General features: G+C 70.0%; 25 protein-coding genes. 10 read left to right on the top strand and 15 right to left on the bottom strand.

The window, feature by feature from the left end; genetic code table 11:
* Positions 1 to 4 precede the first annotated feature (4 nt).
* The 7 genes from FHW79_RS02400 (at position 5) to phoB (ending at position 7,928) form a co-directional block, all read left to right on the top strand.
* Positions 5 to 1,510 (top strand): ATP-binding protein, encoded by a 1,506-nt coding sequence (locus FHW79_RS02400; RefSeq protein ID WP_183177480.1) that lies wholly within the window; start codon positions 5 to 7, stop codon positions 1,508 to 1,510.
* 190 nt (positions 1,511 to 1,700) lie between these two features.
* Positions 1,701 to 2,744 (top strand): PstS family phosphate ABC transporter substrate-binding protein, encoded by a 1,044-nt coding sequence (locus tag FHW79_RS02395; RefSeq protein WP_183177479.1) that lies wholly within the window; start codon positions 1,701 to 1,703, stop codon positions 2,742 to 2,744.
* Between the two features lie 92 nt (positions 2,745 to 2,836).
* Positions 2,837 to 4,219, top strand: a complete 1,383-nt coding sequence (gene pstC, locus FHW79_RS02390; RefSeq protein WP_183177478.1) for a phosphate ABC transporter permease subunit PstC — start codon at positions 2,837 to 2,839, stop codon at positions 4,217 to 4,219.
* Between the two features lie 25 nt (positions 4,220 to 4,244).
* Entirely contained in the window at positions 4,245 to 5,510 is a 1,266-nt protein-coding gene (gene pstA, locus FHW79_RS02385) for a phosphate ABC transporter permease PstA (RefSeq protein WP_183177725.1), read from the top strand.
* 37 nt (positions 5,511 to 5,547) lie between these two features.
* On the top strand, positions 5,548 to 6,333 hold the full coding sequence (gene pstB / locus FHW79_RS02380; protein ID WP_183177724.1) for a phosphate ABC transporter ATP-binding protein PstB: 786 nt from the start codon (positions 5,548 to 5,550) through the stop codon (positions 6,331 to 6,333).
* Positions 6,334 to 6,391: 58 nt separating this feature from the next.
* Positions 6,392 to 7,192 carry a phosphate signaling complex protein PhoU gene (phoU, locus tag FHW79_RS02375; RefSeq protein ID WP_183177477.1) on the top strand — a complete coding sequence of 267 codons (801 nt, stop codon included), beginning with the start codon at positions 6,392 to 6,394 and terminating at the stop codon, positions 7,190 to 7,192.
* Between the two features lie 31 nt (positions 7,193 to 7,223).
* Positions 7,224 to 7,928, top strand: coding sequence for a phosphate regulon transcriptional regulator PhoB (phoB, locus tag FHW79_RS02370; protein ID WP_014238776.1), 705 nt, complete (start codon positions 7,224 to 7,226; stop codon positions 7,926 to 7,928).
* A 116-nt stretch (positions 7,929 to 8,044) separates the two neighbouring features.
* Here phoB and FHW79_RS02365 read toward each other — a convergent pair whose 3' ends face one another.
* The 8 genes from FHW79_RS02365 to coaBC all read right to left on the bottom strand — a co-directional run bounded on the left by FHW79_RS02365 (position 8,045) and on the right by coaBC (position 13,983).
* Positions 8,045 to 8,302, bottom strand: a complete 258-nt coding sequence (locus tag FHW79_RS02365; protein ID WP_183177476.1) for a hypothetical protein — start codon at positions 8,300 to 8,302, stop codon at positions 8,045 to 8,047.
* A gap of 5 nt (positions 8,303 to 8,307) precedes the next feature.
* A complete protein-coding gene (locus FHW79_RS02360) occupies positions 8,308 to 8,745 on the bottom strand; it encodes a DsrE family protein (RefSeq protein ID WP_183177475.1) in 438 nt (145 codons plus the stop codon).
* Between the two features lie 24 nt (positions 8,746 to 8,769).
* Positions 8,770 to 9,558, bottom strand: a complete 789-nt coding sequence (gene moeB, locus FHW79_RS02355) for a molybdopterin-synthase adenylyltransferase MoeB (protein ID WP_183177474.1) — start codon at positions 9,556 to 9,558, stop codon at positions 8,770 to 8,772.
* 70 nt (positions 9,559 to 9,628) lie between these two features.
* Entirely contained in the window at positions 9,629 to 10,438 is an 810-nt protein-coding gene (locus FHW79_RS02350) for a hypothetical protein (protein ID WP_183177473.1), read from the bottom strand.
* 307 nt (positions 10,439 to 10,745) lie between these two features.
* Complete coding sequence (gene cysK, locus FHW79_RS02345) at positions 10,746 to 11,705, bottom strand: cysteine synthase A (RefSeq protein WP_183177472.1); 960 nt, start codon at positions 11,703 to 11,705, stop codon at positions 10,746 to 10,748.
* A 75-nt stretch (positions 11,706 to 11,780) separates the two neighbouring features.
* Complete coding sequence (locus FHW79_RS02340) at positions 11,781 to 12,236, bottom strand: Rrf2 family transcriptional regulator (protein ID WP_014238770.1); 456 nt, start codon at positions 12,234 to 12,236, stop codon at positions 11,781 to 11,783.
* Positions 12,236 to 12,730, bottom strand: coding sequence for a dUTP diphosphatase (dut, locus tag FHW79_RS02335; protein WP_183177471.1), 495 nt, complete (start codon positions 12,728 to 12,730; stop codon positions 12,236 to 12,238). Before dut ends, FHW79_RS02340 begins: the two co-directional genes overlap by 1 nt.
* Positions 12,727 to 13,983, bottom strand: coding sequence for a bifunctional phosphopantothenoylcysteine decarboxylase/phosphopantothenate--cysteine ligase CoaBC (gene coaBC / locus FHW79_RS02330; RefSeq protein ID WP_183177470.1), 1,257 nt, complete (start codon positions 13,981 to 13,983; stop codon positions 12,727 to 12,729). The genes dut and coaBC overlap by 4 nt, the downstream gene beginning before the upstream one ends.
* Positions 13,984 to 14,263: 280 nt before the next feature.
* On the opposite strand from coaBC, the gene FHW79_RS02325 reads away from it, so the two are divergent.
* Both FHW79_RS02325 and FHW79_RS02320 read left to right on the top strand, forming a co-directional pair.
* Positions 14,264 to 15,694 (top strand): sigma-54 dependent transcriptional regulator, encoded by a 1,431-nt coding sequence (locus FHW79_RS02325; protein ID WP_183177469.1) that lies wholly within the window; start codon positions 14,264 to 14,266, stop codon positions 15,692 to 15,694.
* A 361-nt stretch (positions 15,695 to 16,055) separates the two neighbouring features.
* Positions 16,056 to 16,265: a cold-shock protein gene (locus FHW79_RS02320; protein WP_183177468.1), complete on the top strand. Its 210-nt coding sequence runs from the start codon at positions 16,056 to 16,058 to the stop codon at positions 16,263 to 16,265.
* A 7-nt stretch (positions 16,266 to 16,272) separates the two neighbouring features.
* Here FHW79_RS02320 and FHW79_RS02315 read toward each other — a convergent pair whose 3' ends face one another.
* From FHW79_RS02315 to FHW79_RS02295, 5 genes are read right to left on the bottom strand one after another with little or no spacing between them, the layout of a single operon-like run.
* Positions 16,273 to 19,611, bottom strand: coding sequence for a PAS-domain containing protein (locus tag FHW79_RS02315; protein WP_183177467.1), 3,339 nt, complete (start codon positions 19,609 to 19,611; stop codon positions 16,273 to 16,275).
* Between the two features lie 31 nt (positions 19,612 to 19,642).
* Positions 19,643 to 20,629 carry a metal ABC transporter permease gene (locus tag FHW79_RS02310; RefSeq protein WP_183177466.1) on the bottom strand — a complete coding sequence of 329 codons (987 nt, stop codon included), beginning with the start codon at positions 20,627 to 20,629 and terminating at the stop codon, positions 19,643 to 19,645.
* Positions 20,626 to 21,831, bottom strand: a complete 1,206-nt coding sequence (locus tag FHW79_RS02305) for a metal ABC transporter permease (protein WP_183177465.1) — start codon at positions 21,829 to 21,831, stop codon at positions 20,626 to 20,628. Before FHW79_RS02305 ends, FHW79_RS02310 begins: the two co-directional genes overlap by 4 nt.
* A complete protein-coding gene (locus FHW79_RS02300) occupies positions 21,828 to 22,643 on the bottom strand; it encodes an ABC transporter ATP-binding protein (RefSeq protein ID WP_247884125.1) in 816 nt (271 codons plus the stop codon). The genes FHW79_RS02305 and FHW79_RS02300 overlap by 4 nt, the downstream gene beginning before the upstream one ends.
* Before the next feature lie 22 nt (positions 22,644 to 22,665).
* On the bottom strand, positions 22,666 to 23,679 hold the full coding sequence (locus FHW79_RS02295) for a zinc ABC transporter substrate-binding protein (RefSeq protein WP_247884124.1): 1,014 nt from the start codon (positions 23,677 to 23,679) through the stop codon (positions 22,666 to 22,668).
* A gap of 168 nt (positions 23,680 to 23,847) precedes the next feature.
* On the opposite strand from FHW79_RS02295, the gene FHW79_RS02290 reads away from it, so the two are divergent.
* Positions 23,848 to 24,576 carry an SAM-dependent chlorinase/fluorinase gene (locus tag FHW79_RS02290; RefSeq protein ID WP_183177464.1) on the top strand — a complete coding sequence of 243 codons (729 nt, stop codon included), beginning with the start codon at positions 23,848 to 23,850 and terminating at the stop codon, positions 24,574 to 24,576.
* Here FHW79_RS02290 and FHW79_RS02285 read toward each other — a convergent pair.
* Together FHW79_RS02285 and FHW79_RS02280 are read right to left on the bottom strand one after the other, a co-directional pair.
* On the bottom strand, positions 24,571 to 24,969 hold the full coding sequence (locus tag FHW79_RS02285) for a response regulator (RefSeq protein ID WP_183177463.1): 399 nt from the start codon (positions 24,967 to 24,969) through the stop codon (positions 24,571 to 24,573). The genes FHW79_RS02290 and FHW79_RS02285 overlap by 6 nt on opposite strands.
* A 126-nt stretch (positions 24,970 to 25,095) precedes the next feature.
* On the bottom strand, positions 25,096 to 25,794 hold the full coding sequence (locus tag FHW79_RS02280; protein WP_183177462.1) for an HAD family hydrolase: 699 nt from the start codon (positions 25,792 to 25,794) through the stop codon (positions 25,096 to 25,098).
* Positions 25,795 to 25,821: the final 27 nt, after the last annotated feature.

Genomic DNA, 25,821 nt, shown 5'->3' with positions numbered 1-25,821 from the left:
GTCCATGACTCCCAAGCCGATGCCGCCCCTCCGGTTGATCCTCGCCGCCGCGCTGGTGCTGGGGCCGCTGCTGCCGGCCCTGTGGGGGCTGTGGCGGCAGGGGACGATCGGTCCGGCGGTGGCGGTTCTGGGGGGCTTGGCCGGGATCGGCGGGGTGGCGCTGATGGTCCAGCTCTATTTCCGCGACCTGCGGACGGTGGCCGCCCACGCCGCGCGGCTCGCCGCCGGCCCAACGGAGCCGGTGCCGTCTCTGCCCGTCACCGCCTCCCGCCCGGTGCGCGCGGCGGCGGCTGCGGCGGTGCGGCTGCACCGGGTGATGAACGCCCGCACCGAGCTGGCGCTGGCCCAGCTCGAAGCCAACGAATCCATCATCGAGGCGCTGCACGACCCGCTGGTGCTGGTCGGGGCGGAGCGGCAGGTGGCGCGGGCCAACCAGGCGGCGCGCGCCCTATTCGGCGACCGCATCCTCGACCGCGACCTCGCCGCCTCGCTGCGCAACCCGGCGGTCCTGGAGGCGGTGGACGCCGTGCTGAAGGGCGGCGCCTCGCGCATCCTGGAATTCAGCCTGCCGGTGCCGGTGGAGCGCATGTTCGAGGTGCGGGTGAAGCCCTTCCAGCGCCGCGTTCCCCGCTCGGTCCCCGGCGAGGACGGGGTGCCCGCCGGAACCGTGCCGGGGCGGATGGTCATCCTGACGCTGCACGACATCACCGCATTGCGCCGGTCGGAGCAGATGCGCGCCGACTTCATCGCCAACGCCAGCCACGAGCTGCGCACGCCGCTGTCCTCCCTGCTCGGTTTCATCGAGACGCTGCGCGGCCCCGCCCGCGAGGATCTGGAGGCGCACGAGCGCTTCCTGTCGATCATGCAGGACCAGGCCAGCCGCATGGCCCGCCTCGTCAACGACCTGCTGTCGCTGTCGCGGATCGAGCTGGACGAGCACATGCCGCCCGCCGGCACGGTCGACGTGCTGGACCGGCTGGACGGGGTGATGGCGGCGCTGGAGCTGAAGGCGGCCAGCCGCCGCATCCGCCTGACGCTGGAGGCGCCGGACGGACTGCCCGCGGTGGTCGGCGACGAGGACCAGCTCACCCAGGTCTTCCAGAACCTCGTCAGCAACGCGATCAAATACACGCGCGAGAACACCGACGTGACCGTCGCCGTGTCGCTCGCCGACGGCGTGGCGGTCGGGGTGTCCGGCCCGGCGGGGCGCGGCGGGCGGGGGATGCAAATGGTCGCCGTCGCCGTGCGCGACCAGGGGGAGGGCATCGCCCGCACCCATCTGCCGCGCCTGACCGAGCGCTTCTACCGCGTCGACGCCGCGCGGTCGCGGGCGATGGGCGGCACCGGGCTGGGGCTGGCCATCGTCAAGCACATCGTGAACCGCCACCGCGGCCGCCTGACCATCGAAAGCGCGGTCGGGGTGGGCAGCACCTTCACGGTCTATCTGCCGGCGGCGTCGGAGGAGTCGGGAGAGGGCCACGCCACGGAGCCCGCGCGGCGCCAAGCGTAGAGGTTGCGTATACCCCGTCCGGCGTGACCGAAAGTGGGCGTCGTCATGAAACTGTCATGAAACCGTAATCAGCGCGTCGCGGACCCCGACTAGTGTCCGCCCCGAAGCCGCCCGCCCCTGGGGGAAGCGGCACGGGGTTGAACCATCGCGTTCCCCGGAAAAGGGGCAACCGGACCATCGGAGGGATACCGTGAATTCCAAGAAGCTCGCCGTCACCGCCGCCGCGGTCGTCGCCATGACCGCCGCCTTCGCGGGTGCTGCGAACGCCCAGTCGCGTGACCAGATCCGCGCCGTCGGCTCCTCGACCGTGTTCCCGTTCACCACGGCGGTTGCCGAAGCCTTCGGCAAGGGCGGCAAGTTCAAGACCCCGGTCGTCGAGTCGACCGGCACCGGCGGCGGCCTGAAGCTGTTCTGCGCGGGCGTCGGCCCGCAGCACCCGGACGTCGCCAACGCGTCGCGCCGCATCAAGAAGTCCGAGGTCGAGCAGTGCGCCGCCAACGGCGTCGCCCAGGTCACCGAGCTGAAGGTCGGCTTCGACGGCATCGCGCTCGCCTACTCTAAGCAGGCCCCGCACACCGACCTGACCACCCAGATCCTGTGGAAGGCGCTGGCCAAGGACGTGCCGGTCGACGGCAAGATGGTCCCCAATCCCTACAAGAAGTGGTCGGACATCGACCCGAAGCTCCCGAACAAGGAGATCGAGGTCCTCGGCCCGCCCCCGACGTCCGGCACCCGTGACACCTTCAACGAGCTGGTGATGCTCGAAGGCTGCAAGAAGGTCGCCGAGGTCAAGACGATCGTCGCCGACGAGAAGGCCCGCGAAAAGGCCTGCATGACCATCCGCGAGGACGGCGGCTACGTCGAGGCCGGCGAGAACGACAACCTGATCGTCCAGAAGCTGACCGCCAACCCGGACGCCTTCGGCGTGTTCGGCTACAGCTTCTACGACCAGAACCGCGACAAGCTGCAGACCGCCAAGATGGACGGCGTCGAGCTGTCGCCGGAAGCGGTCCAGGCCGGCAAGTACGAGCTGTCGCGCCCGCTGTACATCTACATCAAGAACGCCCACGCCGGCGTCATCCCGGGCATCCGCGAGTTCATCGCCGAGTACACCTCGGAGCGCGCGATGGGCGAGGACGGCTACCTGGGCGACAAGGGCCTGATCTCCATGCCGAAGGCGGAGCGCGACGCCGCCCGCACCTCGGCGACCAACCTGACCCCGCTCCAGCTCTGACCGGCTGACGGCACCGGCGGCTCTCCTCGGAGGGCCGCCGGTTTCCCGTTTGTGCCAGGAGCCCGTTTTCAGCCCATTTCCGGCGGTTTCGCATGCAGCTCACGGTACTGCTCATCGTTCTGGCCCTGCTCACAGTGATCGGCTACCAGATGGGCCGGTCGCGTGCCGTCGCCTCCGTCGGCGGCCGCATCGTCGAGCTTCATTCGGTGCCGTCCTACCACGGCTTCTACGTCGCCCTCTGGGCGGGGCTTCCGGCCCTGCTGCTCTTCGCCTTCTGGGGGGCGTCGGAAGGCTGGCTGGTCATGCAGATGGTCCTGTCCGGCCTGCCGGACCGGCTGGTCAACGGCGACGCCCAGTCGCTCGGCCTGCTGCGCGCCGACATCCTCAACCTCGCCCATGGCGTCGCCACGGGCCGCGAGCCCGACCCGGAGGTCGTCGCCGCGGCGGAGCGCTATCTGCGGCTGCACGCGCTCGGCGACTGGAGCCTGCTGGTCATCGGCTGCTGCATCGCCATCGCCGGGCTGATCTACGCCCGCGGCCGGATCGACCCCGACCTGCGCGCCCGCAACCGGGTGGAGCGCACGGTCAACATCGCGCTGGTCATCTGCTCGCTGGTCGCCATCCTGACCACCATCGGCATCGTGCTGTCGCTTCTGTTCGAAGCGATCCGCTTCTTCGCGGTGGTCAACCCGCTGGAGTTCCTGTTCGGGACGCACTGGAGCCCGCAGATGGCCATGCGCGCCGACCAGGTGGGCTCCAGCGGCTCCTTCGGCGCGATCCCGCTGTTCGCCGGCACGCTGCTGATCACCGGCATCGCCATGGCGGTGGCGGTTCCGGTCGGGCTGATGGCGGCCATCTTCATGTCGGAATACGCCAGCCCGGGCCTGCGCACGTGGCTGAAGCCGATCCTGGAGGTGCTGGCCGGCATCCCGACCGTGGTCTACGGCTTCTTCGCCGCCCTGACCATGGCGCCCTTCGTCCGCGACGTCGGCAACAGCTTGGGGCTGAGCGTCAGCTCGGAATCGGCGCTGGCCGCCGGCTTCGTGATGGGCGTGATGATCATCCCCTTCGTCAGCTCGCTGTCGGACGACGTCATCAACGCGGTGCCGCAGAGCTTGCGCGACGGCTCCTACGGGCTGGGCGCCACCAAGTCGGAGACGATCCGGCTGGTCGTGCTGCCCGCCGCCCTGCCGGGCATCGTCGCCGCCATCATGCTGGCGGTCAGCCGCGCCATCGGCGAGACGATGATCGTCACCATGGCCGCCGGCCTCACCGCCAACCTGACCGCCAACCCGCTGGACGCCGTGACCACGGTGACGACGCAGATCGCCACGCTGCTGGTCGGCGATCAGGAGTTCGACAGCCCCAAGACGCTGTCGGCCTTCGGGCTGGGCCTCGTCCTGTTCGTCGTGACCCTCACCCTCAACATGGTCGCCCTGCGGGTGGTCCAGAAGTATCGAGAGAAATATGACTGACCTCGTGGAACAGGATACGCGGGCCATGTCGGTCGCCGTCACCAAGTCGCGCTACCAGAGCGAGGAGTTCTCCGCCCGGCTGCGCCGCCGCTACGCCGCGGAGCGCCGGTTCCGGATCGCCGGGATGGTCGCCGTGGGGATCGCCTCGCTGATGCTGGTGGTTCTGCTCGGCTCCATCGTCAGCAAGGGCTACACCGCCTTCTGGCAGGCGCAGATCCGGCTGGAGGTGACCCTGGACAAGCAGCAGGTCGAGGAGCGGAACTACACCGCCATCGTCCGGCAGGCGCTCTACGCCCAGGTCCCGGCGGCCACCGATCGCGCCACCCGCCGCTCGCTGAACGACCTGCTGTCCTCCGGCGCGCCGTACGAGCTGGAGGCGATGGTCAACGCCAACCCCTCCCTCGTCGGCACCACGCAGACGGTCTGGGTCCGCGCCGACGACGAGATCGACCAGTTCATGAAGGGCTTCATCCGGCGCGACGTGCCGGAGAGCGAGCGCCGGCTGAACGACGTCAAGATCGCCGCCATCGACGCGCTGGTCGCCAACGGCTCCATCCGCAGCACCTTCAACACCACCCTGTTCACCGCCGGCGACAGCCGCGAGCCGGAACAGGCGGGCATCCTGGGGGCTGTCGTCGGCTCCGCCCTGACGCTGGTGGTGACCATGCTGCTGTCGGTGCCGATCGGCATCGCCGCCGCGGTCTATCTGGAGGAGTTCGCGCCGAAGAACCGCTGGACCGACCTGATCGAGGTGAACATCAACAACCTCGCCGCGGTGCCGTCGATCATCTTCGGCCTGCTGGGTCTGGCGGTGTTCCTCGGCTTCTTCGGGCTGCCGCGCTCCGCCCCGCTGGTCGGCGGTCTGGTGATGGCGCTGATGACCCTGCCGGTCATCATCATCGCCTCGCGCGTCGCGCTGAAGGCGGTGCCGCCGTCGATCCGCGAGGCGGCTCTGGGCGTCGGCGCCTCGCCGCTGCAGACGGTGACGCACCATGTCCTGCCGCTGGCCCTGCCGGGCATCCTGACCGGCACCATCATCGGCATGGCCCGCGCGCTGGGCGAGACGGCGCCGCTGCTGATGATCGGCATGGTCGCCTTCATCGTGGACATCCCGGGCGGCCTGACCGACAGCGCCACGGCGATCCCAGTGCAGATCTATATGTGGGCGGACAGCCCCGAGCGGGCCTTCACGGAGCGAACCTCCGCGGCGATCCTGATCCTGCTCGCCTTCCTCATCCTGATGAACGGCCTGGCCGTCTTCCTGCGCAAGAAATTCGAGAGGCGTTGGTAACCCCATGAGCGTCCAGACCCACATCCCGGCCACGGCCATGCCTTCGCGTCCCGCCGCCGGCATCCACGGCACCAAGATGGTCGCCCGCGACGTCAAGGTGTTCTATGGGGCCAAGCAGGCGCTCAAGGGCATCAACCTGGAGATCCAGGAAAACCGCGTGATGGCGCTGATCGGCCCGTCCGGCTGCGGCAAGTCGACGTTCCTGCGCTGCCTGAACCGCATGAACGACACCATCGAGAACTGCCGCGTCGAGGGGCTGATCGCGCTCGACGGCGAGGACGTCTACGGCAAGAACATCGACGCCGTTCAGCTCCGCGCCCGCGTCGGCATGGTCTTCCAGAAGCCGAATCCGTTCCCGAAGTCGATCTACGACAACATCGCCTACGGCCCGCGCATCCATGGCATCGCCAGCCACCGCGACGAGATGGACGAGATCGTCCAGACCTCGCTGCAGCGCGCCGGCCTGTGGAACGAGGTGAAGGACCGCCTGCGCGAGCCGGGCACCGGCCTGTCCGGCGGCCAGCAGCAGCGCCTGTGCATCGCCCGCGCCATCGCCGTCAGCCCCGAGGTGATCCTGATGGACGAGCCCTGCTCGGCGCTCGACCCCATCGCGACCGCCCACATCGAGGAGCTGATCGACGAGCTGCGCGAGAACTACACGATCGTCATCGTCACCCACAACATGCAGCAGGCGGCCCGCGTTTCCCAGAAGACCGCCTTCTTCCATCTGGGCGACATGGTGGAGTGCGACGACACCGAGGAAATCTTCACCAACCCGCGGGACGAGCGCACCCAGGGCTACATCACCGGCCGCTACGGCTGATCCCCGGCCTCCGATCCCCGGCACTGCCGCGACTCTTCCCCAGCGAAGGACGTGAAGCATGAGCAACGAACACATCGTGCGTTCCTTCGCGCACGAACTTGAGCGCCTGTCCAACCTGATCACCCAGATGGGCGGCGTCGCCGAAGCGCAGGTGGACGCCGCCGTGAAGGCGGTGGCCCGCCGCGACGTCGCGCTGGCCGCCCAGGTCATGCAGGCCGACCAGCGCATCGACGCCTATGAGCGCGACATCGACGCGGAGGCCGTGCGCCTGCTCGCCCTGCGCCAGCCGCTGGCCCAGGACCTGCGCGAGATCGTGTCGGCGCTGAAGATCGCGTCGGACCTGGAGCGGATCGGCGACTACGCCTCCAACATCGCTAAGCGCTCGCTGGCGCTGGCCCAGGTGCCGGTGGTGCGCCCGGCGGCGGCCATCCCGCGCATGGGGCGGCTTGTCGAGTCGATCATGAAGGACGTGCTCGACGCCTACATCGAGCGCGACGTCCAGCGCGCCATCGCCGCCTGGGAACGCGACGAGGAACTGGACGACCTCTACACCAGCCTGTTCCGCGAGGTCCTGACCTACATGATGGAGGACCCGCGCAACATCACGCCCTGCACGCACCTGCTGTTCATGGCGAAGAACCTGGAGCGGATCGGCGACCACGCCACCAACATCGCCGAGACCATCCATTATCTGGTGGTCGGCACGACGCTGCGCGCGGCGCGTCCGAAGAACGACGGCAGCAGCTTCGCCGTGGTCGAGCCGGAGGGGTTCGCCACGGAGGCGGCAGGGGAGATGGTGGAACGGGGATTGCCGCGGGACGGCGGCCCGGATAACGATGGAGCGGGACATGCCGCGTGACGGCGAGACGCGCAGTGGGAGCGGGACAAGCATGAATTCGGCGCTGAAGCCGCTCGTTCTCATCGTCGAGGACGAAGCCGACATCGTGACGCTGCTGAAGTACAATCTGGAGAAGGAAGGCTTCCGCGTGAACGCCGCCACCGACGGCGAGGAAGCCCTTCTGCTGGCCGGGGAGCAGACGCCGAACATTGTCCTGCTCGACTGGATGCTGCCGCTGATGTCGGGGCTGGAGGTCTGCCGCCAGATGCGCCGCAACAGCAAGATGCGCGACATTCCGATCATCATGCTGACCGCCCGCGGCGAGGAGGCGGACCGCGTGCGCGGCCTGAATTCCGGCGCCGACGACTACATCACCAAGCCCTTCTCCCCGACCGAGCTGGTCGCCCGCATGCGCGCCGTCCTGCGCCGCTCGGCCCCGGGCATGACCGACGAGACGCTGCAGTTCGCCGACGTGACGATGGATCTGGCCGCCCACCGGGTGCGCCGGAACGGCCGCGACGTGCATCTGGGGCCGACCGAGTTCCGCCTGCTGCGCCATTTCATGCAGCATCCCGGCCGCGTCTTCTCGCGCGAGCAGCTTCTCGACGTGGTGTGGGGCCACGATGTCTATGTCGAGCCGCGCACCGTCGACGTTCACATCCGCCGTCTGCGTAAGGCGATGAACGAGGAGACGGAGATGGACCTGATCCGCACCGTCCGCTCGGCGGGCTACGCGCTGGACAGCAAGTCCATCTGACCGTTTTCCTGCATACATGGGCGCAGTCCTTGCCCCCTCCCTAACCCTCCCCTGCGAAGCGGGGGAGGGAGGGGACCCACGAAGTGGGGAGGGTGAGGGCACCGTGCCGGAGCTGTCTACCCCTCCAGCAGCTCCACCGCCTCCCGCAGTATCGCCACCTTCGGGCCGAAGCGCTTCGCCGGGTCGCTGTCCTCGATGAAGCCGATCATCATGCGCAGGGCGTGCGCCACCCGCGGGGCGAGGTCGGGATGCGCCGTCACATGCTGCGCCAGATGGACCAGCGCGTCCCGGTAGGGCCGGCCTTCGAAGCCCTCTGCGGCGATCGCCTCGAAGCGGTTCGCCTGTTCGATCACCAGGCTGTGGTCGTCGGTCATCGCGCTCACACGAAGAGGATCGCGCCGGTCTTCGGCGCGTCGTTGAGGAAGGTGACGACCCCGCCGGTCTTCACCGGCACGTCGGGGCGCAGCGGCACCCCGGCGGGCAGGCCGAGCGCGCGCAGCCCCATCTCGCAGGCCATGACCGTGACCTTCAGCATCACGCAGGCTTCCAGCAACTCCTCGAAGCCGGCCAGCCCGTTGGCGGTGAAGGCGGCGTCGCGCTCGGCCGGGCGGCTGCCGTCGTCGGCCGGGTCCAGCCGGTGCCAGCCCGGCGCGCCGTCGGCGTCCCCGGCAAGCAGCGTGTTCAGCGCGCGGCCGGTGAAGAACAACGTGACCTTGCGGTTGGTCGCCGCCGCCGCGCTGGCCATCACCAGGGCGTAGTGAACCCGGTCGAAGCCGCCCGCGAACAGGACGATGGACAGGCTCTCGGGACCTTCCATGGGTGGTAGCCTCTCAGCCGCCGCTCAGTGGGCGGACAGGTCGTGGATGGTCGGGTGGGCGCCGCACAGCGGGCAGTCGGGGTCGCGGCGCACCGTGATGCGCTGGAAGGAGGCATGCAGCGTGTCGAGCATCATCAGGCTGCCCGACAGCCCCTCGCCGATGCCCATGATCTCCTTCAGAACTTCCGTCGTCTGGAGCGAGCCGACGAAGCCGGCCAGCGCCCCTAGCACGCCGCCTTCGGAGCAGGACGGCACCAGACCGCGCGGCGGCGGCTCCGGGAACAGGCAGCGGTAGCAGGGGTGCGGGGCGCCGAGATGGGCCTTGAAGGTCGAGACCTGCCCGTCGAAGCGCAGGATCGCCGCCGACACCAGCGTCTTACCCGCGAAGTAGCAGGCGTCGTTGAGCAGGAAGCGCGTGGCGAAATTGTCCGACCCGTCGGCCACGATGTCGTAGCGCCCGATCAGGTCGAGCGCGTTGTCGCGGGTGAGCCGCGCCTTGTGCACCTCCACCGCCACGTCGGGATTCAGCGCGCGGATGCGGGCGGCGGCGCTCTCCACCTTCGGAACGCCGAGCGACGATTCGTCGTGGATCACCTGCCGTTGCAGGTTGGACAGGTCCACCGTGTCGTCGTCGATGACGCCGATGGTGCCCACCCCCGCCGCGGCGAGGTAGAGCAGCAGCGGCGCGCCCAGCCCGCCGGCCCCGACGACCAGGACGCGGGCGCGCAACAGCGCCTCCTGCCCGACGCCGCCGACCTCCGGCAGGATGATGTGGCGGGAATAGCGGTGAAGCTGGGTGTCGGTGAAATCCATGATCCGCAGAATAGCGCGGAACGCCCCATGCCGCGCAAGCCCCTCGGTCGGGCTCCTGCGGCGGGCGGCGTCAGGCGAGCAGGCTCATCTTGTAGGGGGTGGTCTTTGACGTGCTGGACGACTTGTTCGCATCCTCCGCCGCCCACTGCTTCAGCCGGGCCTCGCGCTCCCGCATGATCTTGTCGAACGGGCGTTCCTCGGCCGATTCGGGCGTCTTGGCGACCTTCTGGACGAAGTTCAGCTGATAAGGGATTTCGCCGACCACGTTCTTTGGCGGGACGATCACCAGCTCGTACTGGCCGGGGTCGATCTTGAAGCTGGGCTTCTTCAGCATGTCCTCACCCGACTTGGCCGGGTCCATCGTGTCGCCGGAGGCCACGACCTTGCCCTCCTTGCTCATGAGGGCCCAGCGCGTCAAGGGAAGGGACATGTTGCCGACGAACTCGCCGCCCTGCGCGACGGTCAGCGTGTGCTTCTGGACGCCTGGATCTTTGCCAAGGACGGCGCGGGCGGTGCCCTTCATCTGGGCGCCGGTCCCCACCATCATGATGTTCTGGCGTTCGGTGATGTCCAGCGTGTATTCGCGTTCATTCACCCCGCGGACGGCCTGGGAGATGACCGCCGTGTAGGTGCCGGGGCCGAGCTTCGCGCTGGCCTCCGCCGCCTCGTTCTTCGCCTTGGCCTCGGCGACGACCTTGTTGTTCTGGTCGACGATCTTGATGTTGGTGTTGATGTCGGCGATTCGGAAATTGAATTCGCCGGCCTTCGACACCGTGAACTGGCGGTAGTCGGTGGACGCGAGGTTGGAGTCCAATTCGTTGGTGATGCCGCGGAACTGGAACCAGTTCATCGTCGAGGCATTCGGAATCGCGACGCCCATGGTGGCCTCCCCCGCTGGTCCTGTGCCGTCCGCTCCGCATCGTCGGGTGGCTGCGCCGCAAAGCCGCGCCGTCGCCTCAAAGGGCGGAGCCGCGCCGGCCGAAAGCTCCGGCGCCGACAGGTTAGATTACTAAAATCCAATCTTTTTGTCAAAGTGCCGCCCGACGCGCGGGCCGGGCACAATGACCGGACGCAACCCACTCTACAACAGGATGCGCGATCGCGCAATATTCGCCGCCCGGTTGCGCAGGGCGCGCCGGCCCCCCTTCCCGCGCCGATGAACGGGCGCGGGAGGGGGAGCGCCAGTGTTACTCCAGCCCTTCGAACAGGGCGGTGGAGAGGTAGCGCTCGGCGAAGGACGGCAGGATCACGACGATCAGCTTGCCCTCATTCTCCGGACGGGAGCCGATCTCCAACGCCGCGGCGAGCGCCGCGCCCGAGGAGATGCCGACCGGGATGCCTTCCAGCCTTGCCACCTTGCGGGCCGTCTCGAAGGCGCGCTGGTTGGAGATGCGGACGACCTCGTCGATCAGGTCCTTTTTCAGGACGTCCGGCACGAAACCGGCACCGATGCCCTGGATCTTGTGCGGGCCGGGCATGCCGCCGGACAGGACGGGGCTGTCCTCCGGCTCCACCGCGATGGTGCGGAAGCCCGGCTTGCGGGCCTTCAGGACCTCCGACACGCCGGTCAGCGTGCCGCCGGTGCCGACGCCGGAAATCAGGAAGTCGGCCTTGCCGTCGGTGTCCTTCCAGATCTCCTCCGCCGTGGTGTTGCGGTGGATCTCCGGGTTGGCGCTGTTCTTGAACTGCTGGAGCATGTAGGCGTTCGGATCGGTGGCGACGATCTCGTCGGCCCGGCGGATGGCGCCCTTCATGCCCTCCGCCGCCGGCGTCAGCACCAGCTCGGCGCCCAGCAGCTTCAGCATCTTGCGGCGCTCGACCGACATGCTTTCCGGCATGGTCAGGATCAGCCGGTAGCCCTTGGCGGCGGCGACGAAGGCCAGCGCGATGCCGGTGTTGCCCGACGTGGGCTCGACCAGGGTGGTGCGGCCGGGCTCGATGGTGCCGGCGCGCTCCGCGGCGTCGATCATGGCGAAGCCGATGCGGTCCTTCACGCTGGCCAGCGGGTTGAAGAACTCCAGCTTGCCGACGATCTGGGCCTTGGCCCCGGCGTCCTCGGCCAACCGGTTGACGCGCACCAGCGGCGTGGCGCCGACGGTGTCGAGAATGCTGTCGTAGATCTTACCGCGAAACTCGGAACCCGGCATTTTTCACTCCTCCGGTGTGTGGTATTTTCCCACTTTCTACATCATGTGTAGAATTTAACCGTTTTCCGGGTGGGATCAAATCGTAAAATCGATGCGGTCTTCGGTCTCGCTTTCCACGCCGGCGGTGCGGGCGCGCAGGCAGAGATCCTCGATGGTGATGTCGTCGAGCTTCTTCATGCATTCCTCCTGAAGCTCGTTCCACAGCGGGCGCACCACCTTGTGCCCCAGGATGGAGCCCGCCGGCTCCTCGATGGGGTCGGTCGCGGTCTCCATGGAGCGGACGACCTTCACGATCTCGCCCAGCGTGATCCGCCGCCGCTCGCGGGCCAGCCGGTAGCCGCCGCGCGGCCCGCGCACGCCGGCCAGGACGCCGTCGCGGACGAGTTGCTGGAGGACTTGCTCCAGATAGCGTTTGGGAATGCCCTGGCGACGGGTGATCTCGCCGGACTGCACGGGTTCGGTGCCGGCGTTGTAGGCGATGTCCAGCACCGCCTCGATCGCGAACATCAGCTTCTTGGAGATGCGGAGCATCAGTGCTTCTCCTGCGCGGGGGCGGGCGGGGCGAACTGGCCGGTGGAGCCGAAGCCCCCGGTGCCGCGGGCGCTGTCGGGCAGAGCCGCCGACTCGGCCCAGGCGGCGCGCTCGTAGCGGGCGATCACCAGCTGGGCGATGCGCTGCCCGCGCTCCACCGTGAAGGGCTGGTCGCCGTGGTTGATCAGGATCACCCCGACCTCGCCGCGGTAGTCGGCGTCGATGGTGCCCGGGCTGTTCAGCACCGTGACCCCGTGCTTCAGCGCCAAGCCGGAGCGCGGGCGCACCTGCGCCTCGTACCCGTCGGGCAGGGCGAAGGCGACGCCGGTGGGGATCAGCGCGCGGCGGCCCGGCTCCAGGACGACCGGCTCCGCCAGCGCGGCCAGCAGGTCCATGCCCGCCGCGTGTTCGGTCGCGTAGGCCGGCAGGTCCAGCCCCGCGGCGTGGGCGAGCCGGACAATGGGAACGGGAATGGCGGATGCCGTTGCGCTCACGGAATGGTCTCCTGGGGGGCAGGGGGGGCAGGCGGATTGAAATGCCGGGCGATGGCCTCGGCCAGGCGGGCGGCCACGGCGTCCTTGCCCATGGTGGGCCAGTGCTCGGCGCCGTCGGGGCGGATCAGGTGGACGGTGTTGTCGGAACCGCCGAAGGTCGTGGTGCCCGGCGACACGTCGTTGGCGACGATCCAGTCGCAGCCCTTGCGCGCGCGCTTGGCGGTCGCGTAGTCCACCACGTTGCCGGTCTCCGCGGCGAAGCCGACGACCAGTGCCGGGCGGCGCGGCCCGGCATGGGACAGGGTCGCCAGGATGTCGGGATTCTCGGTCAGGGTCAGGCTCGGCGGGCCGCCGCCGTCCTTCTTCAGCTTGCGGTCCGATTCGCCGGTCACGCGCCAGTCGGCGACGGCGGCGGCGCAGACCGCGATGTCCGCGGGCAGGGCCGCCTCGCAGGCCGCCAGCATCTCCCGCGCCGTCTCGATGGGGCGCACGGTGCAGCCGGGCGGGTCGGGCAGGCGGGTCGGGCCGGTGACCAGCGTCACGTCGGCACCCAGCCGCCGCAGCGCCTCGGCGATGGCGTGGCCCTGCTTGCCGGAGGAGCGGTTGGCGATGTAGCGCACCGGGTCGATGGGCTCGACCGTCGGGCCGCTGGTGACCAGGGCGCGCTTGCCGGCGAGCGGCCTGGGGGCGTCCAACGCCTCGAAATGGGCGGCGATGGCCTGGACGATCTCCATCGGCTCGGCCATGCGCCCGAACCCGTACTCGCCGCAGGCCATCTCGCCCTTGTTCGGGCCGACCCGGCGCACGCCGCGCTTTTCCAGGAGCGCCAGATTGTCGCGGGTCGCCGGATGCTCCCACATGCGGACGTTCATGGCCGGGGCGACGAGCACCGGCTTGTCGGTGGCCAGCAGCACGGTGGCGGCCAGATCGTCGGCCATGCCGGCGGCCATGCGGGCCAGCAGGTTGGCGGTGGCCGGGGCGACGACCAGCAGGTCGGCGTCGCGCGAGAGCTGGATGTGCCCCATTTCCGATTCGTCGGTCAGCGACCACAGGTCCTGGTAGACGGTGTCCTCGGTCAGCGCCTGAACCGACAGGGGCGTGACGAACTGCGCCCCGGCCCGGGTCAGGACCGCGCGCACGCGCACGCCCCGCTCCTTCAGGCGGCGGATCAGCTCCAGGCTCTTGTAGGCCGCGATGCCGCCCGCGATGACGAGCAGGATGCGCTTGCCGGACAGCACGGATGTTTCGGCCACGGGGGTCCGCCGCTCCTTGCTATGGATTTTGTAGAATTCAGATATTCCATCACGACGCTCGGTACAAGCGTCCTTCGCTCATCCTCACAGCGAATCCGGTGTGAAATGCACATCCATGACCGGAATGTGAAACCATGGATGGGATATTTCGTTGCGCGGCTGCATCCCAGGTCTTTCGTCGCCGGCCCGTCATCGCGTAGAGTGCATTTTTAAGGATTTGCTGATAACCAGTCCAATCCGACTGCCCTTGCCATGATTTTCTTGCGACTCCATACGGTCCATGCCCCCGCGCTCCACACCGATCCTCCTCGTCGAAGACACGCCGTCTCTGGCCCGCGTCTATGCGGAGTTCCTGAAGAAGGATTGCAGCGCCGTCACCACGGTGGAAACGGGGGCCGCGGCGCTGGAGCAGCTGGCCGACGGCGTGCCGCGGATCGTGCTGCTCGACCTCCAGCTTCCCGACATGCACGGGATGGAGGTGCTGAAGCGGATCAGCGCCCAGGCGCTGCCCTGCGCGGTCATCATCATCACCGCCCATGGGTCGGTCGGGGTGGCGGTGGAGGCGATGCGCTACGGCGCCTATGATTTCCTGGTGAAACCCTTCTCGGCGGAGCGGCTGACCGTCACCGTGCGCAACGCCATGGAGCGGCTGCGCCTCGCCCAGCTGGTCGACAGCTTCGAGAAGGACCTGGGGCGCAGCCGCTACCATGGCTTCCTCGGCTCCTCGCTGGCGATGCAGGCGGTCTACCGGATCATCGACAGCGCCGCCTCCTCCCGCGCGACGGTCTTCATCACCGGCGAGTCGGGCACCGGCAAGGAAGTCTGCGCCGAGGCCATCCACCGGCAGAGCCCGCGGGCCGACCGGCCCTTCATCGCCATCAACTGCGGGGCCATCCCCAAGGACCTGATGGAGAGCGAGATCTTCGGCCATATGAAGGGCTCCTTCACCGGGGCGGTGGCCGACCGCGAAGGGGCGGCGGCGCGGGCCAACGGCGGCACGCTGTTCCTCGACGAGATCTGCGAACTGGCGCCCGACCTCCAGACCAAGCTGCTGCGCTTCATCCAGACCGGCACCTTCACGCCGGTCGGCGGCAGCCGGCTGGAGAAGGTCGATCTGCGCATCATCTGCGCGACCAACCGCGACCCCCTGCGCGAGGTCGAGGAGGGGCGGTTCCGCGAGGATCTCTATTACCGCCTGCACGTCATCCCCATCCACCTGCCGCCGCTGCGCGAGCGCGAGGACGACGTGCTGGAGATCTGCCGCCAGTTCCTGGCCGATTACACCCGGGAAGAGGGCAAGGGTTTCGTCCGCTTCTCCCCGGCGGCGGAGCAGGCGCTGCGCACCTACCACTGGCCGGGCAACGTGCGGCAGGTGCAGAACGTGGTGCGCAACATCGTGGTTCTGCACGACGGTGACACGGTGACGCCGGCCATGCTGCCGGCCCCGCTCGGCACCCCGGCGGGGGCCGCCACGGCTCCGCCCGCAGCCAACGGCGGAAACGGGCAGGGCGGCGGGCATGCCCAGGGTTCCGCGATCCACGCGCCGTCTCCCAAGACGGTGAAGCCGCTGTGGGAGGTGGAGCGCGACGCCATCGAGGAGGCCATCGCCGCCTGCGACGGCAACATCCCCCGCGCCGCGGCCCTGCTGGAGATCAGCGCCTCGACGATCTACCGCAAGCGCCTCGCCTGGCAGGCCGAGGGAAAGCTCTGAGTCCCATCCCTCCGCTCCGGCCCTGAACCGCTGGTCCTGCCGAAGCATAGGCTTCGTGTGCGTTCAATTCACGCAAGACCATCGAAAGTCTTGCCGTGCCGGGACCTGCCGCCATCGGCTTATTTCCAAATGATGGAGTTGGCCACATTGGGCATATGCCGTGAAGCCGCCTTGCCGGTACCGGTGCCATCCGGCTAGCCTCCCCTCGCGTTGCTTTGCTTGCGCTTCCGCGTGGCGCCACACCGGACCCCCGCACATGACCGCCGCACGGCCCGCGCACAGCCCATCGTCCTTCGCCGGCCCCTTGCGCCCCGCGGCGCGGACCGGCGGCGGGCCCGACCGAGGAGCAGGAGTTCGCCTTATGACCACCGGCACCGTCAAATGGTTCAACACCACCAAGGGCTATGGCTTCATTGCGCCGGAGGCCGGCGCCAAGGACGTGTTCGTGCACATCACGGCCGTGCAGAAGTCGGGCCTTCACGCCCTGGCCGAGGGCCAGCGCGTCCAGTTCGAGGTTGCGCGCGGCAACAACGGCAAGGACGCCGCGGTCAACATCAGCGTCATGGAGTGAAGCGACGTCACAACGTGACGTAGCCGCGGAGCCGGTAGGCCTCCACGGCTTCCCGGGTGAGGCGGGGGATGTCGCGGCACAGCGACGTCACCTCTCCCACCGCGTTGCTCCGGCAGGCCAGCTCCAGCGCCCGGGCGGCCGCCGACAGGTCGCGGGCGCCGAAGGTCCCCGCGGTGCTCTTCAGCGTATGGGCCTCCTTCGCCAGCCCGGCGAGATCGGCCGGGCGTCCCTCCGCTGCTTCCGCCCCGCCGCGGGCGATCCTCTCAGCCCGCTCCAATGTCTCCTCCACGAACTGGCGGATGACGTCGGCCAGAAGCTCCGCGTCGAGATCCTGGGCGAGTTGCTGCAGCACCTCCATATCCAAAACACCCGTTTCCAGACCGCCGGCCGCGGCGGAGGCGTCCGATGGAACGGCGGGCGCGGAAGACTCCAGCGGGGCGGCATCCAGCCAGCGGGCGACGGTTTCCAGCAGATGCGGGCGGTCGATGGGCTTGGCGACGTGCCCGTTCATTCCGGCGGCCAGACAGCGCTCGCGGTCGCTGTCCATGGCGTCGGCGGTCATGGCGATGATCGGAACGGTGCCGGCGGGCGGCGGCAGGGCGCGCAGCCGGCGGGTGGCGGTCAGCCCGTCCATCTCGGGCATGGCGAGGTCCATCAGGACCAGCCCGTATGGCGACGGGCCGGACGCCGCGGCCTCCATCGCCTCCAGCGCTTCCCGTCCGTTGTTGGCGATATCCACCCGATAACCGGCGCCGCGCAGCAGCAGAGCGGCGACGATCTGGTTGGTCGGGCTGTCCTCGACCAACAGAATCCGCTGGTCCGTTCCGGCGGTGGACGGGGAGGCCGGGCTTTGCGCAGGCGGCGCCGCCTCCGCCATGCTCCGCCCGGTCACGGCGGCGAGCAGGCGGGAGGGCCGGGCCGGTTTCGTCACCGTGGCGTCGGCGTCGTTGCCATCCCCACCCGCGGTCCGGTGCGGCAGGGTGAGACGGACGATCCGCCCCACACCCCGCGCGCGCAGCCGGTCGGGCAGCGAGCCGGCGACCGGGGTTTCCACGCTGCCGATCACCGCGATGCCGGCGGCGGGCAGGGTGCCGGAGTCCAGCCCGGCCACCATCGCCACCACGTCCGGCGCACTGACCGTGGCCCCCCAGGAGTGGAGCTGTTCGGCCAGCGCCCGCCGGGCGACGGGGTTGGATTCCAAAAGCAGGACGGTTTCCCCGGCCAGCGGCGGCTCCGCGCCGTTCATCCGCAGCGTTCCGGGCTCCAGCGGCAGGGTGAACCAGAAGCGGCTGCCCTCGTCGGTGGCGCTGTCGAAACCGATGCTTCCCCCCATCATCTCCACCAGCCGCTTGGAGATCGCCAGACCCAGCCCGGCGCCGTCGTGGCGCCGTGACAGACGGGGATGCACCTGGGAGAATTCGGTGAAGAGGTCGGCCTGCGCCTCCTGCGGAATGCCGATGCCGGTGTCGGCCACCTCGAAGCGCAGGCGCGGCGGCGCGTGGCCGCTCCCTGGGCATTCCGACAGGGTGACGGCGACGCCGCCGCGGTCGGTGAACTTCACGGCGTTGCCGACGAGGTTCAGCAGGACCTGCCGCACCCGGCCCGAGTCGCCGCGCAGCGCCGCCGGCAGGCCGCCGGGGATGCAGACGGCCAGCTCGATCCCCTTGGCGAAGGCGCGGGCGGCCTGCAGCTCGACCACGCTCTCCACCACCTCGGCGGGGGAAAAGCGGCCCGATTCCAGGGTCAGCTTTCCGGCCTCCATCTTCGAGATGTCCAGGATGTCGTTGAGCATGGACAGAAGCGCCTCCGCCGACTCGCGGGCGGTGCGGGCGTAGGCGCGCTGCTCCTCGCCCAGCGGGCCGTCGAGAAGCAGCCCCAGCATGCCCAGGACGCCGTTCATCGGGGTGCGGATCTCGTGGCTGATGGTGCGCAGGAACTCCGACTTGGCGCGGCTCGCCAGCTCGGCCTGCTCCTTGGCGAGGCGGAGCTGCGCCTCGGTGCGGCGGTGGGCGGTGATGTCGCGAAAGGACACCATCGCCATGGTCCGCCCGCGGTAGGGGACATAGCGGGTCTCGCCCTGCACCGTCAGCCGTTCGCCGTTGCGGCGCAGGCAGACGGTCTCGAAGGACGTCTCGTCGCAGGCGCGGATGCGCTGCCAGGTGAGTTCGCGATCCTCCGGCGCCATCAGCGCGGTGATCGACTGCCCCATCAACTCGTCCGGCGCATAGCCCAGGATGGTGGCGGCGGCCCGGTTGGCGTCGGCGATCACCCCCTGCTCGTGCACCAGGATGCCGTCCATGGCGGCGTCCGACAGCTTGCGGAAGCGGTCCTCGCTCTCGCGCAGGGCCCGCTCCGCCCGGCGGTGGTCGGTGATGTCGGTGTAGGTCATCAGGACCGAACGGTCGGGCAGGAAGCCGGCGGTGATCTCCAGCACCCGGCCGTCGGGACGTGTGCGCTCGATGCGGCTGACGCCCTCGGGACGCAGGTTGGTCAGGTGGCGGGCGACGATGTCCGCCGGATCGCCGGGGCCGAACTCGCCGCGCTCGGCCATGAAGCGCAGGAAGCCGGGCATGTCCAGGCCGGGATGGAGCGCGTCGTCCGGCAGGTCGAGCATCTCGAGCAGGCGCCGGTTGCAGGTCAGGAAATGATAGTCCGCGCTCCACACCACGAGGCCCTGCGACATGGCGCTGAAGGTGGCCTCCAGCAGGTCGGACTTGTGGGCCAGTTCCTGCTCGCGCCGTTTCAGCTCGCTGATGTCGGTGCGCAGCCCGACATAGCCGCCGTCGCTGGTCCGCCGCTCCTCGATCTTGAACCAGCGCCCGCCGCCGATCCGCGTCACCTCCGGCCCCTGCGGGTTGCGGTGCCGCTCCATCTGCCGCCCGACCCAGCGCTCGATGTCGTCGTGCCCGCAGTCGGGGTAATGGCCGGCCTCCGCGCCGCGGCGGATCAGCGACTCGAAGGTGATGCCGGGCTCCAGCGTCCCCAGCGGGGCGTAGATCTCGCGAAAGCGGGCGTTGCACTGGACCAGCCGGTCGTCGGCGTCGAACAGGGCGAAGCCTTCGTTGACGACCTCGATGGCTTCGGACAGGCGGCGGTGGGCGTCGGCCGCCCGGCTGTCGGCGGCACGGGCCTCCGCCTGGGCGCGCCGGGTGGCCTCCCGTTCGCGCAGCACCGCCAGGGCCATCACCGCACCGGCCAGCCCGATCCCGAAAAAGGGCCAGATCAGCTCGTCGGTCCCATGTTCCAGAAGATGCTGCAGCGTGTGCAGCGCGCTCGCCATCAGAAGGAGGAACGCGACCAGGGTGAGCCAGCTCCAGCGGCGCAGCCGGCGGTGGAGGAACGACATTCGGCGCTCCGCATGGGACGAGGCGAAAACGTTACGGCTTTTGCGCCTCGGGAGCAATGAATCCAGAAGTATCGCGCAACCGGCCGACGGCGCGCCGCCGGCCCAGCAGGCCGTGGCGCGGCCCGAACAGGACGGCCAGCGCCAGGATCAGGCCGGACGCCACCGCGATCATTCCCGCGGCGTTCAGCGAGTGGGACGCCCCCAGCAGCATCGGCCCGAAGGCCGCGGCGCCATAGCCGGCCAGCGCCGCCAGCACCCCCAGCGCGACGCTGAGCAGGATCTGCGCGGCCAGCCGGTCGGTCAGCAGGCGGGCGGCGGCGGGCGGGGCGATCAGCATGGCGATGACCAGGATGGAGCCCACCGCCTCGAAGGCGGCGATGGCCGTGGCGGCGACCAGGAGCACCACCCCGTAATGGAACAGTCCCGCCGGGATGCCCAGCGTGGAGGCCAGCGCCGGGTCGAAGGTGGTGATCTTCAGCTCCTTGTAGAACAGCCCGACCAGGGCGACGCAGAGCGCGAAGACCGCGGCCAGCGTCAGGACCTCGCGCGGCAGGGCCGCCCACACCGCCGGGTCGGCCAGCGACGCCCAGCCCTTGGGGGCCAGCCACAGGATGGTCTCCAGCTGGCCGTAGAGCACGCAATCGGCGTCCAGATCGACGCCGCCGGCGGACGCCTGCTCGATCATCACCACGCCGGCGGCGAACATCACGGTGAAGACGACGCCCATGGCGGCGCCCGACTCCAGCCGGCCCAGCCGCCGCACCGCCTCGATCAGCAGGCCGGCCAGCGCCGCGGCGGCGAGCGCGCCGAGCATCATCGGCAGCGTCTCCCGCGTGCCGGCGACCAGGAAGCCGCCGACGATGCCGGGCAGGATGGCGTGGCTGACCGCGTCGCCCATCATCCCCTGGCGCCGCAGCACCAGGAAATTGCCGACCAGCGCGCAGGCGGCGCAGGCCAGCACCGCGGCGAGCAGGGCGGGGGCGTCGATCTGAAGGAATTCCTGGACGTCGGGCATCATGACGGGGCGCTCCGCTCTTCCAGCAGCCGGACCATGTCGCCGGGCAGGACCGAGTCGATGGGGTCCACCCCCCAGTTGGCGTGGGCGGGCAGCAGGGCGGGGTAGTCGGCCAGGAACCGCTCCCACAGCCGGCGGTCGCGCGCCGCCGCTTGGGCGGCGGTCTGCCCGGCGGGCGTCAGGGCACCGTCCCGGATATACCCGCGCAGGCGCAGCCAGAGCGCCACGGAGCCCTCCACCGGCCGGCCGTCCAGAAGGTCGGTCAGGGCGCGCCGCTCCGCGAAGGTCAGGCGCAGCCGCCCCTGGCGCAATGCGGCGGCGACCAGACCGCGCGCCGGGGCGAACAGGAAGCTGAGCAGGAAGAAGCCCCCGGCGACCAGGACGATCACCGCCCCCGCCGGCAGCTTGGGCAGCAGGGCCGACAGGGTGGCGCCGAGCCAGCCGGACAGCGCGCCGATCACCGCCGCGGCGACGGTCAGGGCGGGCAGCCGGTCGGTCCAGAAGCGGGCGGCGGCGGGCGGGATGATGAGAAGCGCGACCACCAGGATCAGCCCCACCGTCTGGAGCCCGATCACCGTCACCAGCGTCGCCAGCCCCATCAGCACGAGGTCGAGCGCCCCCACCGGCCAGCCCTGCACGGCGGCGAAGCCGGGGTCGAAGGCCAGCACCCGCAATTCCTTGAACAGCAGGGCGACGGCCAGCGCCGCCCCGGCGGCCAGCAGGCCGATGGCGATGGCCTCGCCCTGCGCCATGGCGGCGGTCTGGCCCAGGATGAAGGTCTTCAGCCCGGCCTGCCCGCCCAGCTCCAGGTTCTGGATGACGCTGAGCAGCACGACGCCCAGCCCGAAGAAGACCGACAGCACCGCGCCGATCGCCGAATCCTCCGTCAGCCGGGTGAAGCGGGTCAGCGCCTGGACGGTCAGCAGCCCGACCACCCCGCTGGCCACCGCCCCGGCCAGCAGCAGCGGCAGCGAGCGTTCGGGCAGGCCGAGCGCCGCCCCGACGAGGAAGGCGACGGCGATGCCGGGCAGCGTGGCGTGGCTCAGCGCGTCGCTGACCAGCGCGCGGCGGCGCAGCAGCAGGAAGGTGCCGACCGTCCCGCCGGCCAGCCCCAGCGCGGCGGTCCCGGCGACCACTACGGCGCTGTTGAAGCCGGACCGGAAGGTCAGGATGCGCAACGCCTCATCGAACATGGAGTCGATCATGAGGCCTCCGCTTCCTCTGCCGCCGCGGCGGGGGCCGGCATGGGCCGCCCGCCGTAGGTGCGGGACAGCAGGTCGGGCGTCATCACCCGCGCGACCGGCCCCTGGGCGACGACGCGGGTGTTGAGCAGCAGGGCGTGGTCGAAATAGTCGCTGACCGTCTGGAGGTCGTGGTGGACGCAGATCACCGTCCGCCCGGCGGCGTCGAGGTCGCGCAGCACCTGGAGCACCGCGCGCTCCGTCGCGGCGTCCACCCCGGCGAAGGGCTCGTCCATGAAATAGAGCTGCGCCTCCTGGGCCAGCGCGCGGGCCAGGAAGACGCGCTGCTGCTGGCCGCCGGACAGCTGGCCGATCTGGCGCTTGGCGAAGTCGGCCATGCCGACCCGCTCCAGCGCGTGCAGCGCCGCTTCCTTGTGGGCACGGGTGACCGGGCGGAACCAGCCGATCTTCCCGTAGCGGCCCATCGCCACCACGTCGAGCGCCGAGACGGGGAAGTCCCAGTCCACGCTCTCCCGCTGCGGCACATAGCCGATCAGGCGGCGCTGCCTGGCGATCGGGCGCCCGAACACCTCGACCGTTCCCGACACGCTCGGAACCAACCCGAGGCACGCCTTGATCAGGGTCGACTTGCCCGCCCCGTTCGGTCCGACGACGGCGATCAGCCCGCCCGGCGGGGCGGCGTAGTCGACGTTCCACAACACCGGACGGCGGTGGTAGGCAACGGTCAAACCACGGATTTCCAGGGGCGGCGGCCCGATGGGCGAGGCCTCTTCGGGGGCGGTGCGGCTGCCGGGGGTGCGCCAGAGATACTGCATGGTCCGTTCCTCCTCCGCCGCGTCAGCGCTGCGCCAGGGCGAGCTTGCCCTGGAAACCGTCGGCCGGCGCCTCGCCGCCCAGCGCGCGGGCGATGGTCGTCACATTGTGGTCGATCATGCCGATGTAGGTGCCCTCATAGCTGCCCGGCGCGCCCATGGCGTCGGAGAACAGGGCGCCGCCCAGCGTCACGCGGTGGCCGCGCGCGCCCGCCCCTTCGACCAGGGCGCGGACGTTGCGGTCGGACACGCTGGTTTCCGGGAAGACCGCCGGCACGCCGCGGTCCGCCAGCAACGCGGCCAGCTCCTCGATGATCCGCAGGCCGGCTTCCGATTCGGTGCTGATCCCTTGGATGCCGCGGACCTCGATCCCGTAGGCGCGGCCCAGATAGTTGAAGGCGTCGTGGGCGGTCACCAGCACGCGGGCCTTGTCGGGGATGGCGGACAGGACGCGCCGGGCGTACGCGTCGAGCCGCGCCAGCTCCGCCCCGTACGCGTCGGCATTGCGGGCGTACGTCTCGGCGCCCGCGGGATCGAGCCGCGCCAGCCCGTCGCGGATGGCCGGCAGGGTGCCGGCCCAGATGCCCACATCCATCCAGATGTGCGGGTCGTGGGCGCCCTCGAACTCGGGCGGGCTGAGCAGCCGCTCCTTGGGCACGGCGTCGCCCAGCGCCACAACCGGCTTGCCGGACTCGCGCAGCCGGTCGAAGGCGGCGGTCATCTTGCCTTCCAGATGCAGGCCGCTGATGAACACCGCATCGGCCCGCAGCAGCTTCACCGTGTCGGAGCGGGTCGGCTTGAACAGGTGCGGATCGACGCCTTCGCCCATCAGCGCCTCCACCTCCGCCCGGTCGCCGGCCACCGCCCGCACGAGGTCGGCGACCATGCCGGTGGTGGCGACGATGTTCGGACGCTCGCCTCGGGGCCGTTCAGCCTCGGCCTGCGCCGCTCCCGGCAGCAGCAGAGCGGCGGCCAAGCCCATGATGGCAATAAACTTCGTCAGGCTCTTCGTCGCGAAGGTTTTTGAACATATGTTCATATTCATTAGTCCCGACAAAGATCGGCAAGGTTAGGGCAGGCGGACCAAATAAACGGGGCGAAGTGCATTTGCGTTCCCTGAATATATGAACCGCCTCTCCGGCCTTGCAAGGCGGCTCGTGATGATCCGGTTCTTACCGAACGGGGTGGAGTGCGCTACAGTGGCGGGATGATCGTGCTCTTTACGGATTTCGGGCTGTCCGGCCCCTACACCGGGCAGATGAAGGCGGTGCTGGCGCGGATGGCGCCGGGCCTGCCGGTCATCGACCTGTTCGCCGACGCCCCCGCCTTCGACCCGCAGCTGTCGGCCTATCTGCTGGCCGCCTATGCTCCGGAATTCCCGGCGGACAGCGTCTTTCTCTGCGTCGTCGACCCCGGCGTCGGGACCGACCGCCGCCCGCTGGTGGTGGAGGCCGACGGGCGCCGCTTCGTCGGGCCGGACAACGGCCTGTTCGAGCTGGTGCGGCGCCGCGCCGGGTCTGTGCGCGCCTGGAGCATCGGCTGGCGGCCCGAGCGGCTGTCGGCCAGCTTCCACGGGCGGGACCTGTTCGCCCCGGTGGCGGCCAGCCTCGCCATGGGGAACCCGGTTGCGTTGGAGCCCGTCGATCCGTCCGGCCTCGCGCGGCCCGACTGGCCGGACGATCTGGCGCGAATCGTCTATGTGGACGTCTACGGGAACGCCATGACCGGTCTGCGCGCCGCCCGGCTGCCGGAGGACGCGGTGCTGCGGGCCGGCGGGCGCACGGTGCGCCGGGGCCGGACCTTCGCCGACGTCCCGGTGGGGGAGGCGCTGTGGTACGCGAATTCCAGCGGTCTGGCGGAGATCGCCGTCAACCGGGGCCGCGCTGACCGCGATGCCGGGCTTGCCGTGGGGATGCCGGTGGAGATTGTCTTATAGCCCGTCCAGGCAGCGGTCGAGCAGCGCCAGATCCACAGGGCGGGCCAGCACGGTGACCGGGCTGTTGCCCGGCTCAGCGTCCAACTGGGCGTCCGGCGCGCCGGCGGTCAGGATGATCCGGGTGTGCGGGTAGAGCATGCAGGCCAGCGCCGCGGCGCGGTCCCCCTCGTCCTCCAGCCGGTGGCGCCGGAGCAGTGCGACGGCCGGTCCCTCGGCCCCGATCAGGCCCAGCGCCTCGAAGCCGCCGGACACCGTGGACACGGTGAAGCCGCGCTCAGCCAGGTGACGGGCCAGCGCGTCCCGCTGGCCGGGATCGTCGTCCGCCACCACGGCGCAGCGGCCCCCCTGGTTCGGCGGGCGGATGTCGGCGTCGATGGAAAAGCCAGTCGTCATGGGGGGATCACCACGGGATTCCCTGAACCTCGGGGGATTTCTACGCCACGCTGATGCCGGTTGCAAATCCCCCTGGGCAGCACGCGCCGTCCGGTCAGCGGAACTTGGCGTCAGCAGAACTTGGCGTCAGCGGATCTTGACCACGGTGGGACGGTCGACGATGGACAGCATCGGCAGGTCGCTGGGCCGGTTGCCGTAGCCCCAGGTCTCGCCGAAGGGGCCGTTGGCGGCGATCCAGCCGCGCACCCGTTCCAGCTTGTCCAGCCGCACGCAGTTGCCGGTGCACAGCCGCCCGGTCAGGGCGCCGTCCTCCACCTCCATCCCCGTGGCGAGCAGGTCGTCGACGCCCAGCCCGCGCAGCAGGGCCGGCATGTAGATGTCGAGCGCCCCGGTGGCGACGACCACGCGGCGCCCCTCGCGCCGGTGCATCTTCAGGGTCTCGACCAGCGGGGCGTGCCAGCGGATGCGGTGGACCAGCCGTTCCGCGGCGGCCAGCGCGTCGGCCACCGGAACGCCGCGCAGCGTCCGGCGCAGCAGGATGGTCTTGACCGATCCCGGAAAATCCACCCCCGGCCCGCGCCCGCGTGCGTGGCGGTGCAGGCCGGACCGCAGGGCGTCCAGAAAGGCCAGCCGGGCGCGGTTGCGCCCGATGACCTCGCCGATGAACATCAGCAGGCTGTCGCCGTGGATCAGCGTCCCGTCGAAGTCGAAGAAGGCCACCCCCGGAGCGATGGAGGCCAGTGGGCCGACGCCATGTGTCGTGGGACCACCGGTGGAGGGACCGGAGGCGATGGCGTCGAAAACGGGAGCGGCGCTGGTCTGCATGCGCCCTTATCCGGCGGAACTCGCCGC

Source organism: Azospirillum sp. OGB3, assembly GCF_014192915.1.
In the GTDB taxonomy this organism is placed as follows: domain Bacteria; phylum Pseudomonadota; class Alphaproteobacteria; order Azospirillales; family Azospirillaceae; genus Azospirillum.
This window is presented reverse-complemented; position numbering and strand designations above follow the sequence as displayed.

Excerpts from the sequence above, each read along its gene's own strand:
- FHW79_RS02400 (WP_183177480.1), top strand. The coding sequence starts at position 5 with ATGACTCCCAAGCCGATGCCGCCCCTCCGGTTGATCCTCGCCGCCGCG.
- pstC (WP_183177478.1), top strand. The coding sequence starts at position 2,837 with ATGCAGCTCACGGTACTGCTCATCGTTCTGGCCCTGCTCACAGTGATC.
- pstA (WP_183177725.1), top strand. The coding sequence starts at position 4,245 with ATGTCGGTCGCCGTCACCAAGTCGCGCTACCAGAGCGAGGAGTTCTCC.
- pstB (WP_183177724.1), top strand. The coding sequence starts at position 5,548 with ATGCCTTCGCGTCCCGCCGCCGGCATCCACGGCACCAAGATGGTCGCC.
- phoU (WP_183177477.1), top strand. The coding sequence starts at position 6,392 with ATGAGCAACGAACACATCGTGCGTTCCTTCGCGCACGAACTTGAGCGC.
- phoB (WP_014238776.1), top strand. The coding sequence starts at position 7,224 with ATGAATTCGGCGCTGAAGCCGCTCGTTCTCATCGTCGAGGACGAAGCC.
- FHW79_RS02365 (WP_183177476.1), bottom strand. The coding sequence starts at position 8,302 with ATGACCGACGACCACAGCCTGGTGATCGAACAGGCGAACCGCTTCGAG.
- FHW79_RS02360 (WP_183177475.1), bottom strand. The coding sequence starts at position 8,745 with ATGGAAGGTCCCGAGAGCCTGTCCATCGTCCTGTTCGCGGGCGGCTTC.
- moeB (WP_183177474.1), bottom strand. The coding sequence starts at position 9,558 with ATGGATTTCACCGACACCCAGCTTCACCGCTATTCCCGCCACATCATC.
- FHW79_RS02350 (WP_183177473.1), bottom strand. The coding sequence starts at position 10,438 with ATGGGCGTCGCGATTCCGAATGCCTCGACGATGAACTGGTTCCAGTTC.
- cysK (WP_183177472.1), bottom strand. The coding sequence starts at position 11,705 with ATGCCGGGTTCCGAGTTTCGCGGTAAGATCTACGACAGCATTCTCGAC.
- FHW79_RS02340 (WP_014238770.1), bottom strand. The coding sequence starts at position 12,236 with ATGCTCCGCATCTCCAAGAAGCTGATGTTCGCGATCGAGGCGGTGCTG.
- FHW79_RS02325 (WP_183177469.1), top strand. The coding sequence starts at position 14,264 with ATGCCCCCGCGCTCCACACCGATCCTCCTCGTCGAAGACACGCCGTCT.
- FHW79_RS02320 (WP_183177468.1), top strand. The coding sequence starts at position 16,056 with ATGACCACCGGCACCGTCAAATGGTTCAACACCACCAAGGGCTATGGC.
- FHW79_RS02315 (WP_183177467.1), bottom strand. The coding sequence starts at position 19,611 with ATGTCGTTCCTCCACCGCCGGCTGCGCCGCTGGAGCTGGCTCACCCTG.
- FHW79_RS02310 (WP_183177466.1), bottom strand. The coding sequence starts at position 20,629 with ATGATGCCCGACGTCCAGGAATTCCTTCAGATCGACGCCCCCGCCCTG.
- FHW79_RS02305 (WP_183177465.1), bottom strand. The coding sequence starts at position 21,831 with ATGATCGACTCCATGTTCGATGAGGCGTTGCGCATCCTGACCTTCCGG.
- FHW79_RS02300 (WP_247884125.1), bottom strand. The coding sequence starts at position 22,643 with ATGCAGTATCTCTGGCGCACCCCCGGCAGCCGCACCGCCCCCGAAGAG.
- FHW79_RS02295 (WP_247884124.1), bottom strand. The coding sequence starts at position 23,679 with ATGAACATATGTTCAAAAACCTTCGCGACGAAGAGCCTGACGAAGTTT.
- FHW79_RS02290 (WP_183177464.1), top strand. The coding sequence starts at position 23,848 with ATGATCGTGCTCTTTACGGATTTCGGGCTGTCCGGCCCCTACACCGGG.
- FHW79_RS02285 (WP_183177463.1), bottom strand. The coding sequence starts at position 24,969 with ATGACGACTGGCTTTTCCATCGACGCCGACATCCGCCCGCCGAACCAG.
- FHW79_RS02280 (WP_183177462.1), bottom strand. The coding sequence starts at position 25,794 with ATGCAGACCAGCGCCGCTCCCGTTTTCGACGCCATCGCCTCCGGTCCC.